Origin of the sequence: Stenotrophomonas sp. MYb57, from assembly GCF_002966815.1 — a bacterium.
In the GTDB taxonomy this organism is placed as follows: domain Bacteria; phylum Pseudomonadota; class Gammaproteobacteria; order Xanthomonadales; family Xanthomonadaceae; genus Stenotrophomonas; species Stenotrophomonas indicatrix.
Window position 1 is genome coordinate 3,565,089 of the sequence record NZ_CP023271.1, and the last position, 20,968, is coordinate 3,586,056.

The 20,968-nt window shown below is 67.7% G+C and carries 15 protein-coding genes; 7 read left to right on the forward strand and 8 right to left on the reverse strand.

What is annotated here, in order from left to right:
- Positions 1–123 precede the first annotated feature (123 nt).
- The 5 genes from CLM74_RS16380 to CLM74_RS16400 are packed head-to-tail and all read left to right on the forward strand — an operon-like array spanning position 124 to position 7,025.
- Positions 124–1,476, forward strand: coding sequence for a polysaccharide lyase 6 family protein (locus CLM74_RS16380; RefSeq protein WP_234003379.1), 1,353 nt, complete (start codon positions 124–126; stop codon positions 1,474–1,476).
- Positions 1,473–3,722, forward strand: coding sequence for an oligoalginate lyase (locus tag CLM74_RS16385; protein WP_105164523.1), 2,250 nt, complete (start codon positions 1,473–1,475; stop codon positions 3,720–3,722). Before CLM74_RS16380 ends, CLM74_RS16385 begins: the two co-directional genes overlap by 4 nt.
- The gene (locus CLM74_RS16390) at positions 3,719–5,023 is read left to right on the forward strand and encodes an MFS transporter (RefSeq protein ID WP_033831792.1); all 1,305 of its coding nucleotides are present in this window, start codon (positions 3,719–3,721) and stop codon (positions 5,021–5,023) included. Before CLM74_RS16385 ends, CLM74_RS16390 begins: the two co-directional genes overlap by 4 nt.
- 50 nt (positions 5,024–5,073) lie before the next feature.
- A complete protein-coding gene (locus tag CLM74_RS16395; protein ID WP_025877770.1) occupies positions 5,074–5,826 on the forward strand; it encodes a glucose 1-dehydrogenase in 753 nt (250 codons plus the stop codon).
- A gap of 14 nt (positions 5,827–5,840) precedes the next feature.
- Positions 5,841–7,025 (forward strand): GDSL-type esterase/lipase family protein, encoded by a 1,185-nt coding sequence (locus CLM74_RS16400; protein ID WP_105164524.1) that lies wholly within the window; start codon positions 5,841–5,843, stop codon positions 7,023–7,025.
- A gap of 14 nt (positions 7,026–7,039) precedes the next feature.
- On the opposite strand, the gene CLM74_RS16405 is transcribed toward CLM74_RS16400, so the two are convergent.
- The 5 genes from CLM74_RS16405 to nudE form a co-directional block, all read right to left on the reverse strand.
- Positions 7,040–7,342, reverse strand: coding sequence for a DUF962 domain-containing protein (locus CLM74_RS16405; RefSeq protein WP_032974966.1), 303 nt, complete (start codon positions 7,340–7,342; stop codon positions 7,040–7,042).
- Positions 7,343–7,435: 93 nt separating this feature from the next.
- Positions 7,436–7,762: a YnfA family protein gene (locus CLM74_RS16410; RefSeq protein ID WP_032974968.1), complete on the reverse strand. Its 327-nt coding sequence runs from the start codon at positions 7,760–7,762 to the stop codon at positions 7,436–7,438.
- On the reverse strand, positions 7,759–8,595 hold the full coding sequence (gene mazG / locus CLM74_RS16415; RefSeq protein ID WP_059064848.1) for a nucleoside triphosphate pyrophosphohydrolase: 837 nt from the start codon (positions 8,593–8,595) through the stop codon (positions 7,759–7,761). Before mazG ends, CLM74_RS16410 begins: the two co-directional genes overlap by 4 nt.
- Positions 8,596–8,609: 14 nt before the next feature.
- Positions 8,610–9,413 (reverse strand): 3'(2'),5'-bisphosphate nucleotidase CysQ, encoded by an 804-nt coding sequence (gene cysQ / locus CLM74_RS16420; RefSeq protein ID WP_025877764.1) that lies wholly within the window; start codon positions 9,411–9,413, stop codon positions 8,610–8,612.
- Positions 9,410–9,973 (reverse strand): ADP compounds hydrolase NudE, encoded by a 564-nt coding sequence (nudE, locus tag CLM74_RS16425; RefSeq protein WP_025877762.1) that lies wholly within the window; start codon positions 9,971–9,973, stop codon positions 9,410–9,412. Before nudE ends, cysQ begins: the two co-directional genes overlap by 4 nt.
- Positions 9,974–10,050: 77 nt before the next feature.
- Between nudE and bioA the strand changes: the two genes are divergently transcribed.
- Positions 10,051–11,442, forward strand: a complete 1,392-nt coding sequence (gene bioA, locus CLM74_RS16430; RefSeq protein WP_032952037.1) for an adenosylmethionine--8-amino-7-oxononanoate transaminase — start codon at positions 10,051–10,053, stop codon at positions 11,440–11,442.
- Complete coding sequence (locus CLM74_RS16435) at positions 11,433–12,170, forward strand: 16S rRNA (uracil(1498)-N(3))-methyltransferase (RefSeq protein ID WP_032974971.1); 738 nt, start codon at positions 11,433–11,435, stop codon at positions 12,168–12,170. Before bioA ends, CLM74_RS16435 begins: the two co-directional genes overlap by 10 nt.
- Positions 12,171–12,443: 273 nt before the next feature.
- On the opposite strand, the gene CLM74_RS16440 is transcribed toward CLM74_RS16435, so the two are convergent.
- From CLM74_RS16440 to CLM74_RS16450, 3 genes are read right to left on the reverse strand one after another with little or no spacing between them, the layout of a single operon-like run.
- Entirely contained in the window at positions 12,444–12,908 is a 465-nt protein-coding gene (locus tag CLM74_RS16440; RefSeq protein WP_025877758.1) for a chemotaxis protein CheW, read from the reverse strand.
- A complete protein-coding gene (locus CLM74_RS16445; protein ID WP_105165041.1) occupies positions 12,905–14,236 on the reverse strand; it encodes a chemotaxis protein CheB in 1,332 nt (443 codons plus the stop codon). Before CLM74_RS16445 ends, CLM74_RS16440 begins: the two co-directional genes overlap by 4 nt.
- Positions 14,223–20,906, reverse strand: a complete 6,684-nt coding sequence (locus tag CLM74_RS16450) for an Hpt domain-containing protein (protein WP_105164525.1) — start codon at positions 20,904–20,906, stop codon at positions 14,223–14,225. Before CLM74_RS16450 ends, CLM74_RS16445 begins: the two co-directional genes overlap by 14 nt.
- Positions 20,907–20,968 lie beyond the last annotated feature (62 nt).

Sequence of the window (20,968 nt, forward strand, 5' to 3'; positions counted from 1 at the left end):
CCGAAACCGCGGCATCGCCGTCTCTGGAAGGACTTCATGCGCATTCAACCGACTTCGCACCGCCTTTCGAAACCCGCCCTTGGATATTGCCTGGTAATTGGACTGGCATCCTGCCTGACCAGTTTGCCGGCGAACGCTGCGAGCTGGCTGGTCCATGATGCCGCCGAGTTCGCCACCGCCGCTGCCGCACTGCAACCCGGCGATGAAATCGTGCTGGCCGATGGCACCTGGACCGATGCGCGCCTGCTGCTGAAGGGCCAGGGCACCGCCGCCGCACCGATCGTGCTGCGCGCGCAGACGCCGGGCAAGGTGATCCTCAGCGGGGGGTCGGACCTGCGCCTGGCCGGCAGCTACCTGCAGGTCTCCAACCTGGTATTCCGCAACGGCTACACCCCGGGCGACGCCGTGGTGGCGTTCCGCGAGTCGAGCAAGGCAGTGGCCAGCCACAGCCGCGTCACCGGCCTGGTCATCGATGACTACAGCAACCCCGATGGCAGCGACCAGGACTACTGGGTGTCGCTGTACGGCAGCAACAACCGCCTCGACCACAGCCAGCTGCGCGGCAAGACCAACGCTGGCCCGACGGTGGTGGTGGTGCGCGATGCCACCCAGGGCCTGGACAACCAGCACCGCATCGACCACAACTGGTTCGGCCCGCGGCCAGCGCTGGGCGTCAATGGCGGAGAGACGATCCGTGTAGGCACCAGCGACACCTCGCTGAGCGATTCCAACAGCACGGTGGAGAACAACTGGTTCGAGGGCTGCGATGGCGAGACCGAGATCGTCTCCAACAAGTCCGGCGGCAATACCTTCCGCGGCAACGTGTTCTATCGTTCGGCCGGCGCGCTGACTCTGCGCCATGGCAACGGCAACCGGGTGGTCGACAACCTCTTCCTCGGCGACGACAAGGCCGGCACCGGCGGCGTGCGCATCATCAATGCCGACCAGACCGTCAGCAACAACTACTTCGAACGGCTGGCCGGCTCCAGCAACCGCTCGGCACTGGCGGTGATGGATGCACAGGCCAATCCGCCGTTGTCCGGCTACGCGCCGGTGGTCAACGCGACCATCAGCCGCAACACCTTCGTCGACGTGGCGAAGATCAGCTTCGGTGTGGGCCATGACGAAACCAAGGGCATCGTGGTCGCCGCCAGCAACAGCCACTTCAGCGGCAACCTGATCGTCAACCGCACCAGCAAGAATCCACCGAATGCGGCCAGTTCGCTGGCCGGTATCGCCTTCAGCAACAACGTGCAGTCGCCGCAGGCCAGCAGCGTATTCCCGGGCGGGGTGAGCAGCGCCAGCATCACCCTGCAGCAGGCCGCCAGCGGCCTGTGGGTGCCGGCAACGCCCCTGCCCACCATCGGCGCCGATCCGGCGCTGGCAATGACCCCGCGCGAACAGACGGGGGTGGACTGGTATCCCAAGGTGGGCGAGGTTGCCCTGTCACGCACCAGCACCGGAGTTGATCGATGAGGTTGCAGCCGCTGTCCCTTTGTTCCCACCGTCTGGCGCTCGCCCTCGCCCTGGCCGCTCCCTTCACCCTGTTGCCGACGGCACCGCTGCATGCGGCACCTGCCGCAGCCGCGCGACAAGGCGATACCGCGCCGGTACTGGTGACCGCCGCGCAGTGGCAGCAGATGGCCAGCGAAGGCAGCCGCTATCCGTGGTTCGCCAAGGAACAGGCGCGTACGCAGAAATCGCTGCAGAAGATGATGAAGGCCGGCATCGACGTGCCGGTGCCGAAGGACAAGGGCGGCGGTCGCACCCATGAGCAGCACAAGCGCAACTACCAGGCACTGCTGGCCGCCGGCACCCTGTACCGGCTGACCGGCGACAAGGCCTATGTCGCCTATTCGCGCGACATGCTGCTGCAGTACGCCAAGCTCTACCCGACCCTCGGCCCGCATCCGGAAGGACGCGGGCAGATTCCCGGCCGGGTGTTCTGGCAGGTGCTCAACGATTCGGTCTGGCTGGTCAACGCCATCCAGGGCTACGACGCGATCCGCGATGCGCTGTCGCCGCAGGATCGGCAGACCATCGAATCGCAGGTGTTCCGGCCGATGGCCGAGTTCCTGGCCAGCGAGCCGAAGAACTACGACCAGATCCACAACCACGCGACCTGGGCGGTGGCCGCCACCGGCTTGACCGGCTACGTGCTGCGTGATCGCGAACTGGTGGAGAAATCGCTGCGCGGCAGCCGCAAGGATGACCAGTTCGGTTTCCTGCGGCAGATCGACCTGCTGTTCTCGCCCGATGGATATTACGAGGAAGGCCCCTACTACCAGCGCTATGCGCTGGCGCCGTTCCTGCTGTTTGCCAACGCGATCGAACGCAACGAGCCGCAGCGGAAGATCTTCGCGCGCCGCGACGGCGTGCTGCTGAAGGCGGTGGACGTGCTGGTGCAGACCAGCTACGACGGCCTGTTCTTCCCGATCAACGATGCGATCCTGGACAAGGGCATCGATACCGAAGAGCTGGTGGCTGGCATCGGCATCGCCTATGCGCAGGCCGGCGATGACCGTCTGCTGTCGGTCGCCCAGCAGCAGAAACGCCTGCTGCTGTCGCCGGAAGGGCTGCAGGTGGCGCAGGCGTTGGCAGCCAACAAAGCCAAACCGTTCGACTACCGGCCGATGCTGCTGCGCGACGGCCCGGACGGTGAACGCGGCGGCCTGGCGATCCTGCGCATGGGCGGCGAACGCGACCAGGCGCTGGTGCAGAAGGACACCATGCAGGGCATGGGCCACGGCCACTTCGACAAGCTCAACTGGCTGTTCTACGACAATGGCAACGCCGTGGTGACCGACTACGGCGCGGCGCGCTTCCTCAACGTGGAAGCCAAGCGCGGTGGCATCTATCTGGCCGAGAACCGCAGCTGGGCCAAGCAGACCGTGGCCCACAACACGCTGGTGGTGAACGAGCAGAGCCACTTCAAGGGCGACTGGAAGCGCGGTGAGGAACTCGCCCCGCAGGTGCGCTTCTTCCAAGCCGACGCAGATACCCAGATCGCCTCGGCGACGATGCGCGATGCCTATCCGGGCGTGGTGTTCACCCGCACCCAGGCACTGCTGCGCCACCCCGAACTGGGCCTGCCGGTGGTGCTGGACCTGCTGCAGGTGCACGGCGACAAGGCTGCACGCTACGACCTGCCGCTGCACTTCAACGGCCATATCGTCACCACCGGTTTCGAGGCCGAGCATTTCCCCGCCCAGCGCCCGGTGCTCGGCAGCGACAACGGCTACCAGCACCTGTGGCTGGACGCACGCAGCAAGGCCGGCAGTGAGCCGCGCACGCTGGCGTGGCTGCTCGACGGACGCTTCTACACCTACCGCTTCGGCAGCAGCGCGCCGGCGCAGGCGTTGCTGGTGGAGAGCGGTGCCAATGATCCCGAGTTCAACCTGCGCCGCGAACCGGCGCTGCTGCAGCGCGTGGAAGGACAGAAGGATGTGACCTTCTTCAGCGTTCTGGAGCCGCATGGCGAGTACAACGGCACCGCCGAGTACGTGCACGGTGCCGACAGCCGCATCAAGCAGATCATCCGCACCCGCGGCAATGATGCCGAGGTGCTCGAGCTGCGCCTGGCCAGCGGCGCCCGCATCGCACTCGGCGTGGCCGACGACAGCGACGCGAAGGGCGAACACAGCGTGACGGTGGATGGCCATGCCTACCGCTGGAGCGGCAGCCATGCGCGCATGGACCGCAGCAAGGGTGAGGCACGATGAACGGCCCCTCGGCCGTGGCCACGCTGCGCAAGGTGCCGGTGCGCTCGGCCGTGCGCTGGCTGATCGTCGGCCTGATCGCGGTGGCCACGGTGATCAACTACATCGACCGCAATGCACTGGCGGTGATGTGGCCGGAGATCGCCAGGGAAGTCGGCGCGACCAAGGACGATTACGCACTGCTGGTGACCGTGTTCATGCTGTTCTATGCCGCCGGCCAGTTCCTGTTCGGGCGCCTGTTCGACATGATCGGGACGCGGCTGGGGTTCGCGTTGTCGATCAGTGTGTGGTCGATCTCGATCGCGCTGCATTCGGTCACCCACTCCATGCTCTCCTTCAGCGTGGTGCGGGCGATGCTGGGCATCAGCGAAGCCGGTGCCTGGCCCGGCGCGGTGAAAGCCAATGCCGAGTGGTTCCCCGCGCGTGAGCGTGCCCTCGCACAGGGCATCTTCAACGCGGGCGCGTCCATCGGTGCCATCGTTTCGGCGCCGGCCATCGCCGGCCTGTACCTGTGGCTTGGCTGGCGCGGCACCTTCGTGCTGGTCGGTGCACTTGGCTTCCTGTGGCTGCTGCCATGGCTGTTCGTCTATCGCGCCGGCCCGGACAAGCACCCGTGGGTGAGTGACGCCGAGCGGCGCCTGATCATGGAAGACCAGGCTGGCCAGCAACGCGTGGATGCACCGAAGGTCAGCGTGCGTTCGCTGCTGGCCCACCGGCAGAGCTGGGGCATGCTCGCCTGCCGTTTCCTGCTGGATCCGATCTGGTGGCTGTTCGTGTCGTGGCTGCCGATCTATCTGGCCGAGACCTTCGGCTTCGACATCAAGCAGATCGGCCTGTTCGCCTGGGTGCCCTTCGTCGGCGCCATGCTGGGCAGCCTGAGCGGCGGCTGGCTGTCGGGGCGCCTGATCAATGCCGGCCAGAGCGTGGACCGTGCGCGCAAGCTGTCGATTTCGCTGGGCTGCGTGATCATGGCACCGGCCCTGCTGGGCGCGGTACTGGCCAACCAGCCGCTGTTTGCGGTGCTGGCGATTGCAGCAGTGCTGTTCGGTTTCCAGATCGCCATCGGCAACATCCAGACCCTGCCCGGCGATCTGTTCGATGGCCGCTCGGTGGGCACGCTGGCCGGTCTCGGCGGCCTGGCCGCCGTAGCCGGAACGTTGATCACCACCTGGCTGGTACCGGTGCTGACCCGCCATTCCTATGCACCGATCTTCATCCTCGTCGCCGCACTGGTGCCGCTGTCGCTGGCCGCGCTGTGGTGGTGGACCGGACCGATCCACAAGCTCGACCGCACCGACGGTTGAGCCCCCCCCCCATTTCCTCGCATTCCCCCGCAAACCAAGGAGTTTCCCGCATGTCGTTCCAGGACAAGGTGGCCATCGTCACCGGTGGTGGCCGTGATATCGGCCGTGCCGTCTCGATCAAGCTGGCTGCGGCCGGTGCACGCGTCTGCCTCAACTACGCCAACGACGAAGCCAGCGCGCAGGAAACGCTGGCGCTGATCAAGGCGGCCGGTGGCCAGGCCATCGCCCACCGCGCCGACGTCACCGATCCCGCCGCCGTGGCCGGCCTGGTCGCAGCAACGCAGGCTGCATTCGGCCAGCGCATCGACGTGCTGGTGAACGTGGCCGGCGGCATGGTCGAGCGTCGTCCGCTGGCCGACATCGACCCGGCGTTCTTCCACAAGGTCATCGACCTCAACCTGACCTCCACCTACCTGACCACCCACGCCGTGGTACCGCACATGGGCGAAGGCGCGGCGATCGTGAACTTCGCCTCGCAGGCCGGTCGTGATGGCGGAGGCCCTGGTGCGGCGATCTATGCCACTGCCAAGGCGGCTGTGATGACCTTCACCCGGGCCATGGCCAAGGAGCTGGGGCCGAAGGGTATCCGCGTCAACGCACTGTGCTGCGGCATGATCGCCACCCGCTTCCATGACGAATTCACCAAACCGGAAGTGCGTACGGCGGTGGCCGGCGCGACGCCGTTGCGTCGCCAGGGCCTGCCGGACGAAGCCGCCGATGCGGCGGTCTACCTGGCGTCGGCAGCGGCAGCGTTCATCACCGGTGCCAATCTGGACGTCAACGGCGGCACCTACTTCTCCTGACCGGATCGAAGCCCATGCAGCGCTGGATCACCCTGCTTTCCCTGGCCATCGGCACCGCCGTGGCCGCCCCCGTGGCGCTGGCCGCACCGGTCTGGGTCACCGCCTGGACCGCTTCGCCCGCGCCTGACCGCAAGGATGGCAGCGCTGACGCGCCCGTCCAGTTCGCAGCGCAGACCGTGCGCCAGGACATGCGCCTGGGTAGCAGGGGCGATGCGCTGCGGCTGCGCATCAGCAACGAACTGGGCACCACGCCGCTGCATGTGGAAGATGTACGGGTGCGCCTGAAGGATGGCAAGGCGGCAGCGCTGCCGGTCACCGTCGATGGACGCACGTCCATCGACGTACCGGTGGGCGCAGCGCTGCTCAGTGATGCACTGCCCTTGCGGGTTGCCGCCCTGCAGGAGATCAGCGTGACCGCGTACTTCCCGCAGCCCACCCGCCCTGCAGTGCGCCGTACGGTGGTGCGGGTGGCCGACGGAAAGCAGGACGCGGTGGCCGACAGCGTGCGCGTGGGCTACCAGCAGAACGTGTTCTCTGCGGTACTGGTGCAGCGCGCGGACCGGCCGCAGGTGATCGTGGCCCTGGGTGATTCCATCACCGAGGGCGCGACGGCCTCGCGTGGCTCGTTCAACCAATGGCCCGAGCGCTTGGGCCAGCGCCTGCAGCAGGCGTGCCCGGACCGCTTCGTGGTGCTCAACCAGGGCATCAGCGGCAACAAGCTGCTGGACCATGGCCGCAGCCACAGCGCGCTGTCACGGCTGGATCGCGACGTGATCGCAGTGGCCGACGCCGACCAGGTGATCCTGTTCGAAGGCATCAATGACATCCGCCACGGTGGCGGCGCACAGCCGCTGCCGGGACGCAGCGCGGCAGACATGCTGCTGGGCTACCGCCAGGTCGCCGCCCGGCTGCATGCACATGGCATCCGCGCTCATCTCAGCACACTGACGCCCTTCGGCGATTCGGAGCGCTACGAACCGGTATCGGCCACCACCCGCACCGCGATCAACCAGTGGGCGCGTGGCCAGGACACCGGCTTCGATGGCGTGGTGGATTTCGACGCTGCCCTGCGTGATCCGAAACAGCCGGAATCATTGCCGGCGGACATCACCCGCGATCATCTGCACCCGAACGACGAGGGCTACCGGCGCATGGCCGACGCAATCAACCTGGCGGCGCTGGGCTGCAACGCGCGTTGAGTCGTATGGCGAGATCACCACTTCACCCTGCCACGCAGGATGTCGGCGAACATCACCCAGTCTCCGATGAACGAATACAGTGGATGACGAAATGTTGCAGGGCGGTTCTTCTCGAAGAAGAAGTGACCGACCCAGGCAAAGCCGTAGCCGCAGGCCAATGCCGCCAACAGCAGCAGCGGCTGTCCGCGCAGTGCGGCGATGGCGACCAGCAGCAGTACGCCGCAGCTGCCGATGAAGTGCAGGCGTCGTGATGTCGTGTTGCGGTGCTCGCTGAGGTAGAACGGGTAGAACTCGCGGAAGCTGGCGAAGCGGGACATGCGCGTGCTCCGTTCGTTGAAGGTGCCGAGCCATGCCCGGCTGTTGTTGCCACAACAACGGTCGAGCATTGCTTGACTCTACACCTGCCCGGCTTACCCCGGTTGCCGCGGCCCGAACATGATCACCGCCATGCCGGCCAGGCAAAGCGCAGCCCCCAGCATGTCCCAACGGCTGGGACGGATGCCGTCGACCAGCCACAGCCAGAACAGCGCCGTGCCGATGTACACGCCACCGTACGCTGCGTACACGCGTCCGCTGGCGGTCGGGTGCAGGGTCAGCAGCCAGGCGAACAACGCCAGGCTGGCCGCCGCCGGCAACAGCAGCCAGATACTGCCACCCTTGCGCAGCCACAGCCACGGCAGGTAGCAGCCGATGATCTCGGCCAGCGCGGTCAGCAGGAACAGACCGAGCGTTTTCACGCTTTTTCGGTGGCCTTGGCGTGCTGCCAGAGCGCTTCCTGCGCATCCAGATCGAGTGCGGCCAGCGAATCGCCTTGTGCCTCGGCCTGCGCCTCCATCGAACGGAAGCGACGTTCGAACTTGTGGTTGGCCCCACGCAGCGCGGCACCCAGATCGATGTCCGCATGGCGCGCCAGGTTGGCGCACACGAACAGCAGGTCACCCAGTTCCTCCTGCAGGCGCGCCTTGTTGCGCACGATGTCACCGCGTTCGAACTCTTCGCGCAGTTCCTGCAGTTCCTCGGCCGCCTTGTCCAGTACCGGCAGCGGACCGGGCCAGTCGAACCCCACCTTGGCCGCGCGCGACTGCAGCTTCACCGCCCGCTGCCATTCCGGCAGGCCACGGGAGATCCCGGCCAGCGCCGAGGTGTCCTGATCGCCCTTTGCCGCGCGCTCAGCACGCTTGATCGCGTCCCAGTTACGCATCACGCCGTCGGCATCGTCGACGCTGACATCGGCAAACACATGCGGGTGCCGCCGCTGCATCTTATCGCTGATCGCGCGCGCGACCTCGGCGAAGGCAAACGCACCCTGTTCTTCAGCCATGCGCGCATGGAACACGACCTGCAGCAGCAGGTCACCCAGTTCATCGCAGAGGTCGTCGAGGTCGCCCCGATCGATCGCGTCGGCCACTTCGTAGGCTTCTTCGATCGTATAGGGGGCGATGGTGGCGAAGTTCTGTTCCAGATCCCAGGGACAGCCACCCTGCGGGTCGCGCAGGCGCGCCATGATGGCCAGCAGGCGCTCCAGCTCCGCGCTGGCGTTGCCGGTGGCAGGGGTTTCGTGCGTGCTCATGCGTTTCTCCTGGATCAATCGGACAACCAGTCCCGCCACGGCAGGCTGGTATCGCCCAGCGCCATGAAATCGCCGTTCAACAGCGTCGGCCGGCGGTTGTAGCGGAACGGCTTGCCGGTCCCGACCGAGAGCACCGCGCCACCGGCCGCGTGCAGCACGCACTGGCCAGCAGCGGTATCCCATTCGGAGGTCGGGCCCAGCCGCGGATAGACATCCAGTCCGCCTTCGGCGATCCGGCAGAATTTCAGCGAAGAGCCCTGCACCACGGTCTCGATGTCGCCCATGCGGGCCAGCAGGGCATTCGTCTCCGCTGAACGATGCGAGCGGCTGGCGGCAACGCGAAGGGGCGCAGTCGCGGGTGTACGGGTACGCAGCACGGTGTCATGCACACCCTGCCGGCGATACGCCAGCTCGCCTCGCATCGCGTGCCAGACAATGCCGGTGACCGGCGACTGGACCACGCCGAAGGCCGGCGCGCCCTGGTAGATCAGCGCGATGTTGACGCTGAACTCGCCATTGCGCTTGACGAAATCGCGGGTGCCATCAAGCGGGTCGACCAGCCAGTACGCGCCCCAGTGCTGACGCTGCTCCCAGGGCACCAGCGGCGACTCCTCCGACAGGATCGGCAGGTCCGGTGTCAGCTGGCGCAGCCCCTGCTGGATCACCCGGTCGGCGGCAAGGTCGGCAGCGGTGACCGGGCTGTCGTCGTCCTTGAGTGTCACATCGAAACCGTTGCTGTAGACCTGCATGATCGCCTGCCCGGCTTCCTGGGCGATGGCGATCGCGGTTTCGCGCAGTTCCGTGGTCAGCTTGATCATCGTGCTCCCTGCAGCCACTGGCGGGCGATGAACAGCGCCGCCAGCGAACGCCCTTCGGAAAAGTCCTCGCGCAGCATCAACTGGTCCAGATCGGCCAGCTTCCACGGCACCACTTCCAGTTCCTCCGGCTCGTCGCCGGCCAGCTTCTCCGGATACAGGTCGCGCGCGACCACCAGCCAGGACTGATGGCTCATGTAGGTCGGCGCCAGGGTCATCGCGCGCAGCACGTCGACCCGCCGAGCGCCATAGCCGGCCTCTTCCTTCAGCTCACGGTCGGCGGCCTGCTCCGGCGTTTCGCCGGCATCGATCCGGCCCTTCACCAGGCCAAGCTCGTAGCGGTGCATGCCGGCCGCGTATTCACGTACCAGCAGCACGGTTTCTTCATCCAGCATCGGCACCACCACCACCGCGCCATGGCCACGGCTGACCAGGCGTTCGAAGCGGCGGCGTTCGCCGTTGGAGAACTCCAGGTCCAGGTGCTGGCGCTGGAAGGGCCCGTTCTCCTCGTCGGTGATCCGATGGATGATCGGCAGAGGACGCCTTGCGCGGTCATCGTTCACGCGGAATCTCCGGGGCAGACGGCGCGTGCGCCGAGGCCGATAGAATGTGCAGGCAGCAACATGTTCATGAGCCCGAAATGCTAGCAGACCCAACCCCCTCTCCGCTGGTCCAGCACTGGCGGCAACGCGACCTCAAGGTCCTGTGGCACCCGTGCACGCAGATGCGCGAGCATCCGGACACGTTGCCGCTGGTGCCGATCGCCCGCGGCGAAGGCGCCTGGCTGATCGATCACGACGGCAACCGCTACCTGGATGCGGTCAGCAGCTGGTGGACCAACCTGTTCGGCCATGCCGAGCCGCGCATCGGCGCTGCCATCGCTGCCCAGGCCGGGCAGCTGGAACAGGTGATGCTGGCCGGGTTCGGCCACGAGCCCGCGATCACCCTGGCTGAGCGCCTGCTGGCCCTCGCGCCTCGCCAGCCCGGCCGCGCGCCACTGGCCAAGGTGTTCTACGCCGACAACGGTTCGGCCGGCGTCGAAGTGGCGCTGAAGATGGCCTTCCAGTATTTCCAGAACCGCGGTGAGACCCGGCGCACGCGCTTCGTCTCGCTGGAAAACGGCTACCACGGCGAGACGCTGGGCGCCCTCGCACTGGCCGACATTCCGCTGTACCGCCGGGTCTACGCGCCGCTGCTGGCCGAGGGCCTGTTTGCGCCCTCGCCCGACGCCTACCTGGCCGAGCCCGGGCAGAGTGCGGCCGACCGCGCACGCCAGGCCGCCGATGGCCTGGCCACGCTGTTCGACCAGCATCCGGGCGAGATCTGCGCGGTGATCCTGGAGCCACGGCTGCAGTGTGCCGGTGGCATGCGCATGCACGATCCGGCCTATCTGCAGCGCGTGCGTGAACTGTGTGACGCCCATGGTGCGTTCCTGATCGCCGACGAGATCGCCACCGGCTTCGGCCGCACCGGCACGATGTTCGCCTGCGAGCAGGCCGGGGTGATGCCGGACCTGCTGTGCCTGTCCAAGGGCCTGACCGGTGGTTTCCTGCCCTTGGCTGCGGTGCTGGCCACGCAGGCGCTGTACGACGCCTTCCTTGATGATTCGCGCGAACGTGCCTTCCTGCATTCGCACAGCTACACCGGCAATCCGCTGGCCTGCGCGGCGGCGCTGGCCACGCTGGACATCTTCGGCGAGGACGATGTGATCGCGCGCAATCGCGGCATCGCCTCGGTGATGGGCACCTTGGCTGCGCCGTTTGCCGACCATCCGCACGTGGCTGATGTGCGCCAGGCCGGAATGGTGGTGGCCTTCGAACTGACCCGCAACGGTGACAAGCGCACGCCCTTCGATCCGGCCCTGCGGCTGGGGCTGCACGCCTACAAGGCGGCGCTGAAGCGCGGCGTGGTGCTGCGCCCGCTGGGCAACGTGCTGTACTGGATGCCACCGTACTGCGTGGACGATGAACAACTGGAGCTGCTGGCGCATACCACGCTGGCGGCCATCGACGAGGCGATTGCATGCGCGTGACCCGCTGCCCCATCGACCTGGCGCTGCACAGCGGCCAGACCGTGACCCTGCCGGAAGAGACGGCCAACCACCTGGTGCGGGTGATGCGCCTGCGCGAGGGTGATACCTGCGTGCTGTTCAACGGCGATGGCCATGACTACACCGCGACGCTGACCATGGCCGGCAAACGCGAGGTACAGGTACGCATCGACGCGGTGCAGGTGATCGCCAACGAGTCGCCGCTGACCATCACCCTGCTGCAGGGGATTGCACGCGGCGAGAAGATGGACCTGATCCTGCAGAAGGCCACCGAACTGGGGGTGAGCGCCATCGTGCCGGTGAATGCCGAGCGCACCGAAGTGAAGCTGGATGCAGCTCGCGCGGAAAAACGCGTGGCGCACTGGAACAACGTCGTGCAGTCGGCCTGCGGGCAGTCCGGTCGTGCGCGCATTCCGCAGGTAGGACCGCCGCAGTCGCTGGCACAGGCCAGCGCGGCACTGCCTGCCGATACGTTGCGGTTGACCTTGGACCCGCTGGGAGCGCACCGGCTGTCGACACTGCAGGCAGCGCCGGCCGGCGGCGTGGTGATCGCCATCGGCCCGGAAGGTGGCTGGTCGCCGCGTGACCGTGAGCAGCTCGCCGCCGCAGGCTTCCAGGGCCTGCAGTTGGGCCCTCGCATCCTGCGCACGGAAACCGCAGGCCTGGCCGCGATCGCAGCGTTGCAGGCACGGCTGGGCGATCTGGGGTAAGGCTCCGGTCCGGTGGCCGCTGCGCCCGCCGGGCATGGCCCGGCGCTACCGGTCCGGTGGCCGCTGCGCTCGCCGGGCATGGCCCGGCGCTACCGGTCCGATGGCCGCTGCGCTCGCCGGGCATGGCCCGGCGCTACCGGTCCGATGGCCGCTGCGCTCGCCGGGCATGGCCCGGCGCTACCGGTCCGGTGGCCGCTGCGCTCGCCGGGCATGGCCCGGCGCTACCGGTCCGGTGGCCGCTGCGCTCGCCGGGCATGGCCCGGCGGATTCCGGTCAGGCCGTCAGCGAATCCAGCGCAGCTTCCAGCGCGTCGAGATTCGGCAACAGCGCGCTCTGTTCACCCAGCAGCACGCGCATGTGCACGATGTCAGGCAGGTTTTCCTCGGACGCGTCGGCCAGCAGGCCATCGCGCGGTACCGAAATCAGCTGCGGGAAGCTCTGCGTCAACAGCGCGTAGTAGGGGCGCTGCGGGTTGCCGTTGAGGGTCTTGAGCACCACCACCTTGTTGTGGCCGGCCACCGTCTCTTCGCCCAACCCGGAGAGCCGTGCGAACGACACGAGGGGCACCTGCCAGCCGTGCCAGCCGATCTCACCCACCAGCCAGCGCGGCGCGTCGGCGACCGCCTGCACCGGCACCCGCGACATCATCTCGGCCACGGTTGCATTGGGCAGCAGAACCCGTTCGGCACCGGCCGAGATCAGGACGCCACGGATCTCATCATTGCTGGCGTAGCTCATGCGGCATCTCCGTCGTCATCCAGGCCCCAGCGCGCGGCGATCACCTGCGCCAGTTCCTGCGGTTCACCGGCCACCATGCCGGCGGCGACCACCGCCGTCGCCGCAGCCGGGTCGTAGCAGCCTTCGCCCACCTGCCCGGCCACCCAGGCACCGGCGGCGGCGAGGTCCAACGCCGGGCCCACATGGGCCAGATCGGCACCGCTGAGCAGCACCAGCGCGCTGTGCTCGGCCGACAACGCGGCAATCGAGATGCCCTGCGCTTCGCTCTGGAAATATAGGCCATCGGCAGCAGCGTGCACGCCGATGTCATCGGCCAGCACGTGCACTTCGCCAGCGATGGCGCGCTGGCCGGATTCGGCCAGCTGCACCGGCAGCGGCGATACGCGCGCCATCTGCTTGACCAGGTTGCCGTAGCGGCCGCCGTTCAGGCGCATGTGCACCAGCACCGGCACGGCCAGCCCGCTGGGCAGTGCAGCGAGCAGGCGACGCAACGCATCGGGACCGCCGATACCGGCCAGTACCAGCAGTGCGCCGGAGCGACTGCCTGCAGGCGCGGCAGCGTCCAGGTCGACCAGTGAAAGATGTCCGGTATCGAATGCAGGTTCCGCCGATTCGGTCGAGGTGGCAGCCGATGCAACTGCCGGCGCGTCGCTGGCCTCGTCAACCAGCGACCAGGCCGTGTGGTCGGTGAATACCGACGGCGCAGCTGCCGGTACCGGCGGCGGTTCCGGTGCGGCTTGCACAGGCGCTGCCGTTTCCGGCAGCACCGGCTGCAGCGCAGCCAGCGCCTGCTCAAGCGCGACGGGCTCGTGCAGGTGTGCCGGCGGCGAATAGAGACCATCAGCCGGCACGTCGTCGGCCCACGAACGGGCCTGTTCCAGGTGCGGCTGCAGCGCGGTTTCCTTCGGCACCGGCGGCGTCGAGGGCAGGCCCGGCTCCAGCTGCAGTGCCGGTTCGTCCTCGGCGCCGGGCGGCAGCACCTGCTGGTGGCCGTGCAGCTTGGCGGCAAGGTGACGGCCCCAGCGCTGCGCTTCCCAACCATCGCGACGCGCGGCCAGTTCAGCCTCATCGAACACCAGGGTCAAGCCGGGCGCCGACAGCGCCGGTTCCAGGCGCTCCAGCGCGTCTTCAATGGCCGCTTCCAGCGCAATCACCACGAACTGCGGGCGTGCATCATGCAGCGCCTGCGGCTCGAGCGTCATGGGATCGTCTTCCAGCACGATCTGCACGTCGGCATGGGCCAACGCCTCGCGCAGGCGCTCACGCGCCGCACCCGGGCGCGCCAGCAGGGCTACGGCCGGAACCGGATCGAGGTCACTCACGGACACGGGCAATCCCCAGCAAGTCGTACACGTTACGCATCAGGTCCAGTTCCTGGTACGGCTTGCCCAGGTAGCGCTGCACACCGATTTCGAAGGCGCGCTGGCGGTGCTTGTCGCCGCTGCGCGAGGTGATCATCACGATCGGCACGTCCTTGTAGCGCGGGTCGGCACGCATCGCGGTGGCCAGCTCGTAGCCGTCCATCCGCGGCATTTCGATGTCCAGCAGCATCAGGTCCGGCACGCGCTCTTCCAGCTGTTCCAGGGCTTCGACGCCATCGCGGGCGACGCTCACCTCGAAGTTGTGACGCTCCAGGATGCGGCCGGTGACCTTGCGCATGGTCAGCGAATCGTCCACCACCATCACCAACGGCACCTGCCGTTCCTGGCGGGGTGCGTTGACCAGCACCGGCGCGGTCGGGTTGGCCAGGAAACGACGCACCAGCGGGGCCACGTCCAGGATCACCACCACGCGGCCATCGCCGGTGATGGTGGCGCCGTAGATGCCCGGCACCGAGGCGATCTGCAGGCCCACCGGCTTGACCACGACTTCGCGGTTGCCCAGCACCTGATCGATCGCAACGGCGGCGCGCAGGTCGCCGGCGCGGACCAGCAGCAGCGGCACCTGGGCCTGGCCGTCAGCGCGTGCCGGGGCCTGGCCGACCAGACTGCCGAGGTCGTACAGCGGATAGTCTTCGCCACCGTACCGGTAGCTGCTGTCGGCTGCTTCGAAGCGCTCGTGCGACAGGCGGCCAATACCACTGACCGAGGCGACCGGCACCGCGAAGGTGGTTTCGCCGATCTGCACGAACACCGCCTGGGTGACCGCCAGCGTCTGCGGCAGGCGCAGGGTGAAACGCACGCCCTGGCCACGCACCGACTGGATGTCGACCGAGCCGCCGAGCTGGCGCACTTCGTTGCCGACCACGTCCATGCCGACGCCACGGCCCGCCAGCTGGCTGACCTGGTCGGCGGTGGAGAAGCCCGACGCGAAGATCAGGTTGTCCAGTTCCTGTTCGCTCGGCTGTGCATCGGCAGGCAGCAGGCCGCGGTCGATGGCGCGACGGCGGATCGCTTCACGATCCAGGCCAGCGCCATCATCGGCCACGTCCAGTACGATTTCCGAGCCCTCGCGGTGCAGACGGATGGCGATTTCGCCTTCTTCCGGCTTGCCGGCGGCACGACGTTGTTCCGGCGCTTCCAGGCCATGGGCAACCGAGTTGCGCAGCATGTGCTCCAGCGGCGCGACCATGCGATCGAGCACGTTGCGGTCGAGTTCGCCGTGGGTGCCTTCCAGGGTCAGGTGGACCTGCTTGCCGGTATCCATGCCGGCCTGGCGGACCACCCGGCGCAGGCGCGGCACCAGACCGTCGAACGGCACCATGCGCGCGCGCATCAGGCCATCCTGCAGTTCCGAACTGACACGCGACTGCTGCTGCAGGAGCGAATCGTACTGGCGCGACAGGTCATCCAGCACGCCCTGCAGGCCACCCAGATCGGCGGCCGACTCGTTCAGCGCGCGGCTGAGCTGCTGCAGGGTGGAGAAACGGTCCAGTTCCAGTGGATCGAACTTCTGGTCGGCCTGGTCCTGCTCGCGCTGGTAGCGGGCCACGATCTGCGCTTCGGTTTCCAGGTCCAGGCGACGCAGCTGGTCGCGCAGACGCGCATTGGTGCGTTCCAGTTCGCCCATCGCGCCACGGAAGGCGCCGAGCTGCTGTTCCAGGCGCGAACGATAGATCGCCACTTCACCGGCGTGGTTGACCAGGCGGTCGAGCAGGTCGGCGCGCACACGCACCTGTTCCTGCTGCGGACGGGCCAGCGGGTCTTCCTCGCTGGAACCTTCCACCGGCAACGGTGCCGACAACGGGGCATCGACCACGGCCACGGCCGGAGCCGCCTGCGGGGCCTGCTCCGCCACGACGACAGCACTGGCTGCAGCTGCGCTGGCAGCGGCGGTGATGTCGGTGGTGGTGCGTGCTTCAAAGGCGTCGAGCAGATCCTGTGCCGGCTCGACGATGCGATGTTCGCCGGTACGGGTCAGCAGCTGGTGCAGACGGTCGAAACCGCGTTCCAGCAACTGCACATCACGACGTTCGATCTCGGTGCGCCCGCCAGCGACAGCCTCCAGCAGCGATTCGATGCTGTGGCCGAGATCACCGATGGCATTGATGCCCGCCATGCGCGCGCCGCCCTTGAGCGTATGCAGATCGCGCTGCAGGCCGGCCAGGGCTTCGCGATCCTGCGGCGCTTCGCGCAGCTCGCTGATCAGCCCATCGCAATGATCCAGCAGGTCCTTGCCTTCCTCGACGAAGATGTCGACCAGCTCGCGATCATAGATGCTGAAGTCGAGCAGGTCGGCGCTGTCTTCGGATTCGGAGTCGGTCTGGGCTTCTTCGGTCTGGGCTTCGGGCAGGGGCGCATCCGCCGGCACCGCCGCATCGACGCTGTCGAAGGCGACAGGTTCGACCTCGACCGCCGCAGCCTCTGCCGCGACCGGCACCACGATCATGCCGCTGTCTGCCGCGGCAGCCTGGCCCGGAGCATCTTCCAGCTCGAAGAAACGCGAGGGCGAAATGGCGTCCTGCGCCGTCTCCGCGGCCCCGACGTCTTCCACCGTCGCCGGGGACGGCTGGTCGGTGCTCTCTCCTTCACCGACCGCCGCCTCCCCGCCGACGTCCGCATCCTCGGCAAAGGCTTCCGCCTCGCCAGGCGCGAGTTCGCTGGCCTGCAGGCCGAGCACGGGCCATTGCCCGTCTTCGTCCTGGCCCTGCTCCTCGTCGATCACGTGAAGGCCGGCCTCGAGCGCGGCTTCCAGCGTGACCGGGTCTGCGAAGCCCGGCACAGCCATTTCATCCTGCAGGCTGGACAGCTCGCTGTCGAGCGGCAGCGCAGCAGCGTCTTCATCCACCGCCGTTTCAGGTGTGGATGGCAGCGGCGTATTCAGGTCGTTTGCGACATCCAGGACATCCGGATCGCGGTCGTCAACCGGCAGCGCACTGGCATCCAGATACGGCGACAGATCATCCGCCGCAGTCAGCGCGGTGTCTTCCAATGCGGTTTCTTCCGATGTCGCCACCGCCTGTCCAGCTTCAATTTCCGTGGCAACGAGCGTGGAAGCAGCCACTTCCAGCGTCGACTGCGGCGCCGGGCCGTCCGGCATCGACGGCCACCCTGCATCGAAGTAGCGCGACAGATCATCGCTGCCGGTCAATTCGGCGGACTCCAGGCCCGCATCGCTCAACGCGTCCTCGCTGACCTGCAGCGCCTCCAGCACCTCGGCACCGGTGTCGCGTTCGACCTCCGGCTCGCTCTCCACCGCATGCACCGGCGCGACCATGTCGGCGTCGGCGGCATCCGCTTCTGCGACCAGCGGAAGCAGCGGGTCTTCGTCTTCATCCTCGACGTCCAGCCCGGCCATCGGCCAGCGTGCTTCCGGCAGCTCGCCGGCCAGCGCCTGCAGGCGCTGCGCCAGTTCAGCCTGCGGCGCAATCCGCGGCTGCTCGGCCTGCAGCGCGTCCATGGTCGCGTTGATCGCCTGCGCGGTCTCGTCCAGGGCTGCCACGGCGTCATCACCCGGCACCACTTCTGCAGCCAGTGCACGCTTGATGTACGACTCGGCGCCGCCAGTGACGGCGGTGATTTCCGGCACCTCGGTCATCGCGAAGGCACCGTTCATGGTGTGCACCGCGCGCAGCAACGCATCGCTGACCGGCTGTGGCGCCTGCTGCGCCGAGCGCAACCAGCCCTGCAGCGTGGCCTGGTGGAGTTCCACCTCGGCCTCCAGAATCTCACGCAGCACGCTGTCGATGTTGGCCGGGGTACCCGGCGCTTCGACAGCGCTCTGTGCGGGGGCATCGACATCCGGCACGGCGCTGTCCAGCGGCGCGGCAGCATCGGTCGGCGCCTCGGCCGTCGGCGCGGTGGCGCCCGGCAGCGCAACGTAGAACGTTTCTTCGCCTGCACCCACGCGATCGGCGATGGCCTGCATCGCCTGCAGGTCGACGCTGACCCGCTGGCCATCGCGCAGCGCCGCGTTCAACTGCGGCAGTGCCGTGTATGCGTGATCGACCATCGCCAGTACCGCCGGCGTGGGGGCACGGGTGCCATCGAGCACGCGGTTGAGCATGCCCTCGATCTTCCACGCGAACTCACCCAGGGTACGTGCGCCGACCAAGCGGCCACTGCCCTTCAGTGTGTGGAAAATGCGGCGGATCGGCCGCAGCCGGTCCATGTTGTCCGGTTGCATGCGCCATGCCGGCAGCAGCGTGCCGAGATTGCCCAGCTCGTCGTCGAATTCTTCCAGGAACACCTCGCGGATGTCCTGGTCGATGTTCTCGGCATCGTCGTCGAAGCCCGCATCGAACCCGCCCTCGGCCACGGCCGGCGGCACGGTCTCAGTCGGCACGACGGCGGCCGGCATGGCCTGCGGATTGAAGCCGGCGGCGGCGGCATTCAGCTCTGCGAAGAACTGCGCATCGGCCTCGCTGAAGTCGATCGGCGCGATGGTATCCACATCGACCAGCGCCACGGTCGGCACAGCCGCCGATGCCGGCAGGTCTTCGGATGTGGGCAGATCAGCGGCCGGTGCGACGTAGACTGCCGCATCGGTCGCCGCGTCGCCGTCAACGGTGGAGTCGAGCCGTTCGGTGATGGCCAGGCCATCGTCGGCCTGCGCCACCACACCGGCGTCAATGAACTCCAGCGTCGCAGGCGAGGCCTGCTCGTCGTCCAACGACAGCGTTTCCATTGTCTCCAGCGACAACACGTCATCGGCGTTGTGCAGCAGGCTGCTGTCGAAACGGAACACCACATCGTCGCTCAGCGACGTCTGGCCGTCCTGCTCGGCGGCAACCGGATCGAAGGCCGGCGAAATGACCACGTCCAGCGACGCGGCAGACGACGCCTCGTCCAACGACGTCGCCAGGAAGGCGTCATCATTGCCGTCTACGGCGCTTGCCTGCGTGCCGCCCTCTTCCGGCACCGGCGCTTCGGACAACGTCCAGGCAGCAGCGTCGGACTGTTCGGCGGAGACGGCATCGAAACTGACCGGATCGAAGCTGTCGAACGTCGGCGCACGCTCGTCGCTGCGTTCGGCAGTACTACCTGCCGGCGCGTCGAATCCGCCCAGTTCCCACTGCGGCACTTCCGGCGCGGGGGCGCTGGAGGCAGCGAACAACAGGGGCGGCGGGGTGCCGTGCGGTTCGGCCGACAACGCTGGCGTACCCAGCGATCCGAACATCAGGCCGTTGTCGGCGGGCGTAGCCTCCGGCAGCGGGTCGAAGGTGAAATCGGGCAGCGGCGCCGGCACGTCACCCGGTGCCGGCGCGGAGGCCTGCACGTCGATATCCAGCGGTTCGATCTGCAGCGGCTCGGCTGGCAAGACCACAGCTTCGCGCATGACCGGCTGCACGTCTTCGGCAGCGACCACGCCGCGCTCGGGCAGCGGCCAGTAGCGCAGCGCTTCCAGGCTGCTGCGGGTGATGTCGAGGATGTCCTCGCGACCCGGACGGCGGTCACGCAGGGCTTCCAGGTAGTACTCCAGGCTGGCCATGGCGTCGGCCAGGGTGTCCAGCTGGCGACCACTGGGCACCCGCTGACGACCGATCAGTTCGGCTTCGATGTACTGCTGCACGCCGCGCAGATAGTCTGCCGCGGTGCCCAGGTCGAGCATGCGCAATGCGCCGGAGACATCGCCGAGCAGGCGTGGCACGTCCTGCAGTTCGGCGTGGTTCCAGCTGGTTTCGATGAAAGCGACGAAATGCTCGCGGGCGGCGGCGAAATTGGCGATCGCCTCGTGCGCCAGCACTTCCACCGTGCGCCGGTTCTCCACCGCGCTCGGATCATCCTGGCCACTGCCACTGGCACCGAGGTGTGCGACCTGGTCATCCAGCGATGCATCGACATAGAGCAGCGCACCGGCGATATCCAGCAGCATGTCTTCGTCGATCTGCTGGCGGCCCTCGACGACCCCGCGCAGCGCGTCGCGCTGCTGCACGACCACGCCCCTCGCAGCGCCCAGGCCGAGCATGCCCAGCGTATCGGCCACCGAACCCAGCTTGGTCACCTGCTCCTGCAGCTGCTGCGGCGACCCGTCGGTACGCAGGTGCAGGTCCAGCGCGTCCTTGACCTGCAGCAGTTCTTCCTTGACCGCGTTGCCAACGGTATCCAGCAGCTCGCGGTTGCGGCCGCTGAGGCTGCCGCGTGCATGGTCCAGTTCCGCTTCGGTGGCGGTCACCGAATCGGGCGCGAACGCGAACAGCACGCTGTCGTTGATCAGCGCTTCGCCACGGGCGGCGCGGATCTCGTTGAGCAGCGGCTGCAGCACGATCGGGATGTCACGGTGTCCGTTCTGCAGGCGCTCCAGGTAATCGGGCAGCAGCACGCTGCCGCGCATCAGAGTGGCACAGGCCTCGTCGCGCTCGGCGACCTCGCCCTTGCCGACGGCGATGGCGAGCTGTTCCAGCTCCTCGGCCACCATCGCCGGTGCATACAGTTCGACCATGCGCAGCGTGCCCTGCACCTGGTGCAGGTAGCCGGCGCAGATGCGCATGCGGCTGCTGTCGGCCGGATCTTCGGCGAAGTACTCGACCTCGCTGCGCACCAGGCGCAGGGTCTCGTCCAGCTCGGGCTTGACCCAGCCCAGGGCTGCGTGGCTCATCGCATCGCGCAGGCTGCTCATGGATGCGCTCCGGTCGCCGCCGCGCGACGGTCGCGCGGATCCTGGCGTGGGGAATGGAAATG